The 8,651-nt window shown below is 69.4% G+C and carries 10 protein-coding genes; 7 read left to right on the top strand and 3 right to left on the bottom strand.

Annotated features, from left to right (window positions below; genetic code table 11):
- The 6 genes from VKZ50_11925 to VKZ50_11900 all read left to right on the top strand — a co-directional run.
- The coding region (locus tag VKZ50_11925; protein ID HLJ60429.1) for a class I SAM-dependent rRNA methyltransferase at nucleotides 1-745 on the top strand (745 nt) is incomplete at its 5' end.
- 223 nt (nucleotides 746-968) lie between these two features.
- The gene (locus tag VKZ50_11920; GenBank protein HLJ60428.1) at nucleotides 969-2,504 is read left to right on the top strand and encodes a R3H domain-containing nucleic acid-binding protein; all 1,536 of its coding nucleotides are present in this window, start codon (nucleotides 969-971) and stop codon (nucleotides 2,502-2,504) included.
- Nucleotides 2,494-3,213 (top strand): dTMP kinase, encoded by a 720-nt coding sequence (gene tmk, locus VKZ50_11915; GenBank protein ID HLJ60427.1) that lies wholly within the window; start codon nucleotides 2,494-2,496, stop codon nucleotides 3,211-3,213. Before VKZ50_11920 ends, tmk begins: the two co-directional genes overlap by 11 nt.
- On the top strand, nucleotides 3,210-3,539 hold the full coding sequence (locus VKZ50_11910) for a cyclic-di-AMP receptor (protein ID HLJ60426.1): 330 nt from the start codon (nucleotides 3,210-3,212) through the stop codon (nucleotides 3,537-3,539). The genes tmk and VKZ50_11910 overlap by 4 nt, the downstream gene beginning before the upstream one ends.
- Before the next feature lie 10 nt (nucleotides 3,540-3,549).
- Complete coding sequence (gene holB, locus VKZ50_11905; GenBank protein ID HLJ60425.1) at nucleotides 3,550-4,575, top strand: DNA polymerase III subunit delta'; 1,026 nt, start codon at nucleotides 3,550-3,552, stop codon at nucleotides 4,573-4,575.
- 64 nt (nucleotides 4,576-4,639) lie between these two features.
- On the top strand, nucleotides 4,640-5,662 hold the full coding sequence (locus VKZ50_11900; protein ID HLJ60424.1) for a uroporphyrinogen decarboxylase family protein: 1,023 nt from the start codon (nucleotides 4,640-4,642) through the stop codon (nucleotides 5,660-5,662).
- 32 nt (nucleotides 5,663-5,694) lie between these two features.
- Here the strand turns inward: VKZ50_11900 and VKZ50_11895 are convergent, their stop codons facing one another.
- Genes VKZ50_11895 through VKZ50_11885 form a run of 3 tightly spaced genes read right to left on the bottom strand, consistent with a single transcriptional unit; the run spans nucleotide 5,695 to nucleotide 7,441 of the window.
- On the bottom strand, nucleotides 5,695-5,919 hold the full coding sequence (locus VKZ50_11895) for a B-box zinc finger protein (protein ID HLJ60423.1): 225 nt from the start codon (nucleotides 5,917-5,919) through the stop codon (nucleotides 5,695-5,697).
- Nucleotides 5,916-6,842: a deoxyribonuclease IV gene (locus VKZ50_11890; protein ID HLJ60422.1), complete on the bottom strand. Its 927-nt coding sequence runs from the start codon at nucleotides 6,840-6,842 to the stop codon at nucleotides 5,916-5,918. The genes VKZ50_11895 and VKZ50_11890 overlap by 4 nt, the downstream gene beginning before the upstream one ends.
- A gap of 8 nt (nucleotides 6,843-6,850) precedes the next feature.
- Nucleotides 6,851-7,441 carry a mismatch-specific DNA-glycosylase gene (locus VKZ50_11885; GenBank protein ID HLJ60421.1) on the bottom strand — a complete coding sequence of 197 codons (591 nt, stop codon included), beginning with the start codon at nucleotides 7,439-7,441 and terminating at the stop codon, nucleotides 6,851-6,853.
- A 218-nt stretch (nucleotides 7,442-7,659) separates the two neighbouring features.
- On the opposite strand from VKZ50_11885, the gene VKZ50_11880 reads away from it, so the two are divergent.
- The gene (locus tag VKZ50_11880) at nucleotides 7,660-8,025 is read left to right on the top strand and encodes a hypothetical protein (GenBank protein ID HLJ60420.1); all 366 of its coding nucleotides are present in this window, start codon (nucleotides 7,660-7,662) and stop codon (nucleotides 8,023-8,025) included.
- Nucleotides 8,026-8,651 lie beyond the last annotated feature (626 nt).

Genomic DNA, 8,651 nt, shown 5'->3' with positions numbered 1-8,651 from the left:
CGTGGCTTCCCGCGGCGTGTTCGCCCGCAACGATCCCGCAGTGCGCCGTCTCGAGGGTCTGCCGCGGGAGACGGGGTGGCTCGCCGGCGGCGGGGCGACGGAGATCGAGATTGACGAAGCCGGCGTCCGGTTTGTCGTGGACGTGGCGCGGGGGCAGAAGACCGGGTTCTTTCTCGATCAGCGAGAAAACCGGATCCGCGCCGCGGAGCTCGCCGCCGGCCGCACGGTCCTCGACTGCTTCTCCTACACGGGCGCGTGGGCGTTGCACGCCGTCCATCACGGCGCCGTCTCCGTGACGGGGATCGAGGCGTCGGAGGAGGCCGTCGCGATCGCCGGCCGGAACGGCGCGCTGAACCGCGCCGGCGACCGCTTCCGCCTCATCACCGGCAACGCGTTCGACGAGCTGCGCCGTCTGAGCGGTGAGCGCGCCCGCTTCGACCTCGTCGTCCTCGACCCACCCGCGTTCGCCAAGACGCGTGGTGCGCTTGCCTCCGGGCTCGCGGGCTACAAGGAGATCAACCTGCGCGCGCTCAAGCTCACATCGCCAGGCGGCTGGCTGGTGACGTGCTCGTGCTCGTACCACGTGGACGAGACCGCGCTCCGTGAGACGGTGTGGCAGGCCGCCTGCGACGCGCGCCGTTGGATCCGGCTCGTCGAGAGTCGCTCGCAGGCGCGCGACCATCCGGTCCATCCCGCGATGCCTGAGACGCGCTATCTGAAGTGCCTCATCTTCGCGGTGGAGTGAGGGCGAGCCGGCTAACGCCGCCGGGGCGCCGCCGCGCCAGGAGATTGTTGCAGTCCGCCGGATGCCCCTATATAATGTAGGCGAAGATGCGGTACGCTATAGTAGTGGCCTCGGCCAGAGGAGAGCCGCCAGAGGGCTTCTCCTCATTGTCTTTTTGCGGGGTCAAACCGATCCGTCGACCGGGCGGGTCGGACTCCGGAAAGGCCAGGTGAGGTGAGTGGTGGTGGCAGGCCACCAGATCCACATTACCGACAACCTCGACCTTCTGCTCGCCGTGTTGCCCCCGGACATTCGTCGCAGGATCGAATCGCACGAGGACGTCGACGGCCTGATCGAGGTGGTGCTCGACCTCGGCCGGGAGCCCGAGGCGCGGTTTGCGGGCCGGGCGGTGCGGCTGTCGGACGAGTTCATCGCGCGGGAAGAGATGCAGTACGTGACAAGCCGCGTGGGGACGTTCGGCAAGGACAACCGCGCGGGCATCGAACGCACGCTCCACCGCATCTCGGCGATCCGGAACCGCGTCGGAGACATCATCGGCCTGACCCTGCGCGTCGGGCGCGCCGTGTTCGGGACCGTGGACATCGTGCGGGACGTGATCGAAGCGGGGCAGAGCGTGCTGCTGCTCGGCCGGCCGGGCGTCGGGAAGACCACGCTGCTGCGCGAGAGCGCGCGGGTGTTGAGTGACGAGGTCGGCAAGCGGGTCGTGATCGTCGACACGAGCAACGAGATCGCGGGCGACGGCGACATCCCGCATCCCGGGATCGGCCGCGCGCGCCGGATGCAGGTGCCCTACCCCGAGCTGCAGCACGCGGTGATGATCGAGGCCGTGGAGAATCACATGCCTGAGGTCATCGTGATCGATGAGATCGGGACCGAGGCCGAGGCGCTCGCGGCGCGGACGATCGCGGAGCGCGGCGTCCAGCTGATCGCCACGGCGCACGGGAACACCCTGGACAACCTGTTGCAGAACCCGACCCTCTGTGATCTGATCGGCGGGATTCAGGCGGTGACGCTGAGCGACGAGGAAGCGCGCCGCCGGGGCACGCAAAAGACAGTGCTGGAGCGCAAGGCGCCTCCGACGTTCGACGTCGTCATCGAGATCCAGGAGAAAGACCGACTGGCGGTGCATCACGACGTCGCCCAGGTCGTGGACCGGTTCCTGCGGGGGACGATGCCGCGGCCGGAGATTCGGACCCGGACGGCCGAGGGCGAGGTGCGGATTAGCAGCGGCGAGGCCCACGAGCCGCCGCCGTCCGCGAACGGGTACCGGCCCGGCGGGGGCGCGACCCCCACCGTACCGCACAAGGTGGTGCGGATCTATCCGTACGCCGTCAGCCGAAATCGCCTGGAGCGGGCCATCCGCGAGCTACGCGTCCCGGCCACCATCGCGGACACGCTGTACGGGGCGGACGTGCTGTTGACGCTGAAGTCGCAGGAGAAGCGGCAGCCGAAACGGCTTCGAGAGGCCGGAACCCGCGGGCTTCCTACGCACGTGATCAAGAGCAACACCCTGTCACAGATCGAGGCGGTGCTGCGGGAGATCTTCGGCGTGGAGGACCGGCTGAGTGCTGAGGAGATCGCGCTCCGCGAGGTGGAGGAGGCGATCTCGGAAGTGATGTCGGCCGCGCAACCGGTCGAGCTGTCCCCCCAGAACTCGTACGTCCGCCGGCTCCAGCACCAGCTGATCGAGCGCTACGGTCTCGCCTCGGAGAGCAAGGGGAGCGACCCGTTCCGGCGGGTGGTGATCTATCCGCAGTGACACCTCCGATGCGGCTCCCCGGGAGCACGCTGGCCTCTTCCTGACGCTGGAGGGGCCCGAGGGCGCCGGCAAGACCACGCAGGGCGGTCTGCTCGTGGACGCGCTCCGCAAGGCGGGGCGAACCGTGCTTCGCCTCCGCGAGCCCGGGGGCACGGAGGTCGGCGAGCGGATCCGCTCGCTCCTGCTCGATCCGCGCCACGGTGAACTGTCCCCCCGCACCGAGATGCTGCTGTTCGCGGCGTCGCGCGCGCAGCTCGTCGCCGAGGTGATCCGTCCCGCGCTCGCCGCGGGGGCGGTCGTGGTCTGCGATCGGTACGTGGACGCGTCCCTGGCGTATCAGGGCGTCGGGCGCGGCCTTGGGATCGACGTCGTGCGGACCGTGAACGAGGTCGGGACGGGAGGGTTGCTTCCCGACCTGACCCTGCTGCTCGACATCGATCCGGCGGTGGGGTTGCGGCGGGCGCGTCAGGCGTCCGCCGGCACCGGCCGGGCGGACGGGTGGGACGGGGGGGACCGCCTCGAGCGGGAGACGGTGGCGTTTCATGACAGGGTCCGAGAGGGGTTTCTCGCCCTCGCCGTGAATGAGCCTCGGCGAATCCGGGTCGTCGACGCACGCGGGTCGGTGGACGACGTGCACCGGGCGATCTGGTATGTGGTGGACGGATTACTGCGCAGCGCGCAAGGGCCCGAGAGGAGGGACCGTTCTTGAAGTTGATCCTCTCGATCGTCCAGGAGAAAGACTCCCGGCGTCTCATGGAGGCGCTCGTCGCCGCCGAGTTTCAGGCAACGATGCTCGCCAGCACCGGCGGGTTCCTCCGCGAGGGCAACTCCACGATCTTGATCGGCACCGACGAGGACAGAGTGGATGCGGCCCTCGCCGTCATCCAGAAGACATGCCGGGTGCGCGAGCAGCTCGTCAGCCCGTTGCCGCCGGTCGTCGAACCCGTGGATTCCTACATCTCGTATCCCGTGAAGGTCCAGGTCGGGGGCGCAACCGTGTTCGTGTTGGACGTGGAGCGGCTCGTCAAGATCTGACCGGCGCCGAGTGCCTTTCCGCGACCTGATCGACCAGCGGCACGCCCAGGCCCTGCTCCGCGGGGCGCTCCGGAGCGGCCGCGTCTCCCACGCCTATCTCTTTGTCGGTCCATCCGGGGTCGGTCGCCTGACGGCGGCGCGCGCCTTCGCCCAGGCGCTGCTGTGTGCCGAGGGCGGCGACGACGCCTGCGGACGGTGCCCCGCGTGCCGCAAGGTCGTCGCGGGCGCGCATCCGGATCTGCGCGTGATCTCGGCCGGGCGGAGCGAAACCGGGGCGGAGCGACGGGCGGTCGGCATCGACCAGATCCGCGACCTCAAGCGGGAAGCCGCCTACGGTCCGTACGAGGGTTCGCGCAAGGTGTTCGTCGTCGAGGACGCCGAGGCGATGCGCGCGGAGGCCGCTAACAGTCTGCTCAAGATCGTGGAGGAGCCTCCGCAGGGGATCGTGATCATCTTGATCTCAGAGTCCACGACGGCGCTGTTGCCCACGCTGGTGTCGCGCTCGCAGTTCGTCCGCTTCTCGTTCGTGTCCGCGCCGGAGATCGCCCGCGCGTTGACCGAGCGGGCCGGGGTGCCCCCAGACCGCGCGGCGTTTCTCGCGGCCATCTCGGGCGGACGAGTCGGTGTCGCGCTCGCCGCCGCGGCGGCCGGAGAGGCGCCATTTGATCGTCGCGCCGAGGTGCTGCGCACGCTCGAGCTTGTCGAACGCGGCGATGCCGTGCAGCGGCTCGACGCGGCCGAAGCGGTGGCGAAGCAGAAGGACGAAATCGAGCGGTGGCTCGACGTCGCGCTGCTGTGGGTGCGCGACGTGGTCGTCTGGCAGGAGGCGGGGGAGGCGGCGCAGCTCGCAAACCTGGACGCCCGCGCGGAGGTGGTGGCGTGGGCGGCCCGCACCTCGCCCGCCGCCCTGCGCCGGACCGCGGCCGCCATCGAGGAGGCCAAGACGAACCTCCGGCGCAATCTCAACCCGCGCCTGGTGCTGGAGACGCTCTTTGCCCGCATGGACCTGGGCGCGCCTGCGACGCCGCGGCGGTAAGCGGCGATCGCGCGCGGCCAGGTCAGGCGTTGGCGGCCCCGCTGAGCGTGGCACGGTGGGACAGATGAACAGGACGATGGAGAAAGCCGAACGGGTGCGGCGGGCGCTCGCGGGCGCGCCGGTCGACCGGCCGCCGATCAGTTTCTGGTGGCACCACTTCGCCCGCGAACACACCGCGGACGAGCTCGCCGCCGAGACCGTCGAACAGTTCCGGCGGTACGACTGGGATATCATCAAGATTCAGAGTCGCGCAACCGTGTTTGCGGAGGGGTGGGGCGTCCGGTATCAACCGTCGACGGCGCGTGCGGTCGCCCCGGTGATCACGGCGTGGCCGGTGCGGTCGCCCCAGGACCTTGCGAGCGTGCGTCCGCTTGATCCCTCTGCCGGCGTGCTCGGGGAACAGGTCACCGCGCTCCGTGCCGTGCGCCGCGCCGCGGGCGCGGGAGTGCCGATTCTCCAGACCGTGTTTGCCCCGGCGATGGTGCTGTCGTACATGCTCGGCGGATCACCAGATCGAGAACCGCGCCTACTGGACCTCATCAGGCACCACCCGGTCGAGGCGCATCGGGCGTTGACGGCGATTCGTGACACCCTGATCGGCTACACGCGGCTCGCGTTGGAGAACGGGGCGGACGGGATCTTCTTTGCGGTCAAAGCGGCCAGCGCCGATCAGATGACGCGTTCGGAGTACGCCGAATTCGGGCTGCCGTACGACCGCGACCTGCTTGCGACCGCCGCGCCGGGGTGGGCGAACATGCTGCATCTCTGCGGCCCGCGCCTCTACTTCGACGTCGCGGACGACCTGCCCACCCCGCTCCTCAACTGGGCGCTGGACGCAGGCAATCCCGGGCTGGCGGTAGGTCGCGACCGAACCAACCGCGCCGTGATCGGAGGGGTTAGCGCCAAACCGCGGATCCGCGAGATGTCACCGCAGGCCCTGACCGCCGAGGTGGCCGCCGCACTCGACGACACCCAAGGAGTGCGGGTCATGATCGGCCCAGGGTGCTCCATCTCGCCCGACACGCCAGAGGAAAACCTCCGCGCCCTTCGATCGGCGGTCGAGCGCGACGGCGGTCGTCGCGGATAACGGCCCGGGAGCGGGGGCCGACCGCGCGCGGGTCAGCGAATGAACGCGCGAATCAGGAACAAGACGACGAGGATGCCGAGCGCAATCGCCCACCACGGGATCGCCCGCCGCGTCCGCGGCGGGCGGTCTCCGCTCGTCGCGCACGTTTCACAGTAGTTGCCGGTCGACGTCCGCACCAGGCATCGCGCGCACAGCGCCTTGCCGCAGTTGGAACAGTAGCCGAGCGCGATGCGGTCGGGATGGTTCGCGCACTTCATGGCCGCGGGCGCTCCGCCCGCGCCGCGGCCCGCAGCCGCTTGAGAATGGCGATGTTCCGTCGGTCCGGCCCGGCGTGCGCGAACCCGGGCGTCTCGATCATCGCCGGCAATCGGCCCAGCGCCGGATGCGCGAACACCGCGCGAAACCCCCGGCGCCCGATCCGCCCCTCGCCGATATTCTCGTGGCGGTCCAGGCGCGATCCCAGCGCGCTCTTGGAGTCGTTCAGGTGGAGCACGTGCAGGTGGCGGAGGCCGACGGTTCGCGCGAACGCATCCACGGTCGCCGCGACGCCGTCCGGCGTCCGCAGATCCCACCCCGCGGCGAAGAGGTGAGCGGTGTCGAGACACACGCCGACCCGGCGGGCGGCTCCGACCTCGTCGAGGATGTCCCGCAGTTCTTCGAACCGCCCGCCGATCGTGCCGCCCGCGCTGCCCTCCAGCAGCAATCTGGCGCGAGCGCTCTCTCCGAGGGCGGACCGGACGGCGCCGGCGATGCGCCGGCGGGTCTCCGGCCAGGAGACGCCCGGGGCGGCGCCGATGTGCGTGATCGCGGCGTAGCCGCGGAGCGCGTCCACGCCTTGGAGCGTGTGGGCGAGCGCGGCGACCGACCGCCGGCGCAGCGCCGGGTCGGGTGTGGCGAGGTTGATCAGATACGGCGCGTGGGCAACGAGCGGATCCAGTCCCGCCGCGCGGCGGCGCTTCCGGAACTCCGCCAGATCCGCATCCGGATACGTGACGAGACGCCACTGGCGCGGGCTGCCGACGAAGATCTGCAAGCACTCGCACCCGATCGCCTGGGCGCGCGGGATCGCCTCGTAGAGGTGGCCGCTGATGGACACGTGGGCGCCGATGGGCACGGACCAGTGGTTCGGGACGGTCGGGGGGCGTTCCCTGCGTTGTGGGCGCCGGGGGGCCGACGCCATGACGCCGGTCACCGCGGCGCGCGCGCGGTTGCGAGACCCTCCAGGAACTCCGTCAACCGGTCGTACCAGCGGATCTGATCCTCGATCCGGAAGTGCGCGTTGGCGGGGCTTGGGTTCGGCACAACAAACACGCGGGTGTCCCCCACCGTCAGCGACTGCGCGCCGAGCGGCCAATCGGAGCGCGCTTCGCCAAGCGCGTAGCGCGCAAACGCCCGGTACGCCGTCACCCCATGGAAGCACGCCGTGCGCGGCCGGCAACTCTCGAGACGGTGCAGCAGGCGGGGCGCCCAGGTCCGGAAGTCGGCGGGCCGGAGCGCCGCGGCGTTGCGGCTCGGGACCTTCACGACGTCTGTGAACCCGATGCCAAATCGCAGCAGGCGGCGGTCGTCTTCCGGCCCGAGCATGGTTCGCCCGAGCTCTGCGCGCACCGGTGCCGACAGCGTCGAGTGAGAGAACGCCGGCCAGAACCGGCTCGTCGTCCGCGCGAAGTAGTGCCCGCGCTCGACGGAGTAGAGCCCGGGGTTGATGCCGACGAACACCAGGCGAAGATGGGCCCGGAGGTAGTCCGGCAGTGTGCGGAATGAATACGGCGCGGCCACGCGGCGTTGGTTCTACGGGTGCGGCTCCGTCACCCGTCCCGTTGGCGGACCGGCGTTCCTGCCGAACAGTCGCATGAGGCGATTCCGAGCGCATGTGGGGCGAAGGAGCCTTTCATCGGTTGTGTAAGTGGGACATTGGCGGATACAGCGGGCTGTCGCCTCCACGACATAGCGCCGAGGGCGGTCCCGATGGACCCAAGACTCCGATACACGCCCGCATGTGGCTGACGAAAACTCTCGTCATCTTGGCGCACGCCGTCGTCGGGTGGGCCTTGTGCGGGGCCATCATCGCGATTGGGCGGCGCACGACCTCGATGCGCACCGCGCTGATCATCCATGCCGTCGCAGTTCCGATCCTGTTCGGTGTGTTGTCGTTTGTCTACTTCAGTGTCTTTGCGTACACGACCCCGTTGCAAACTGCCGCGATCTTCGTCGCGGTCGCGATGCTCTTGGACGTCGTGGTGGTCGCGCACCTTATCGAGAGGAACTTTGACATGTTCAAGAGCGTGCTCGGAACGTGGATTCCGTTCGGACTGATCTTCGCATCGACGTATCTCTGCGGCGTGTACCTGGTCAGGAAATAGGATCGGGGTGCCAGACGAGGCGCCGGCCACGATACCCTGGTACCTACCGCTAGGCGTAAACGTGAACAGCGGCGCGCTCGCCGTTGTTCCCTTCGTATCGAGCCGGGATCGTTCGGCCATCCTCGCTCCTTCGCACACCCCCGGTCGCACGGGAGCCTCCGCCTGTGGTGGCGCCGTGAGCGTACCTGGCCGGTGGGTTGTCCGCACGAAACCTGGCAATATCACGGCCGGCTGCTCACGGAGCGCATCGTTCTCTTGATCGCGTCGCTTCGGGTTTCGGGCTTCGGAGAGATGGGGAACACTGTCAGGCCGTCGCGCCTGCCACGAGGGAGACGACGAGAACAACAACATGGAGGTGACGACAATGCCGGTGCTTCTTGTGTGGTTTCTGGCCGGAGTTGCCGTGACCGCAGTCGCGGCTCACGCGGCCAGGTAACGTAGGCTGAGAAAGGCCCCGGGGTCGACCTGCCCTGAGGCCTTTTCCCTTTGTGGCGGCGCTGCGTTACGCGCCGCCACCCTCTGGGAAGCATGCACTACCGGGGGCGATAGGCGGTGATGCCATGATTATCGGACAGCTGATCTTGGTCATCGCGGTATTGGCCGTCGCGGTGGCGAGGCCACGCTGG

It is taken from the genome of bacterium, assembly GCA_035295165.1.
In the GTDB taxonomy this organism is placed as follows: Bacteria; Sysuimicrobiota; Sysuimicrobiia; order Sysuimicrobiales; family Segetimicrobiaceae; genus JAJPIA01.
The sequence above is the reverse complement of the archived record's forward strand: the minus strand, read 5'-3'. Positions and strand labels throughout refer to the sequence as shown.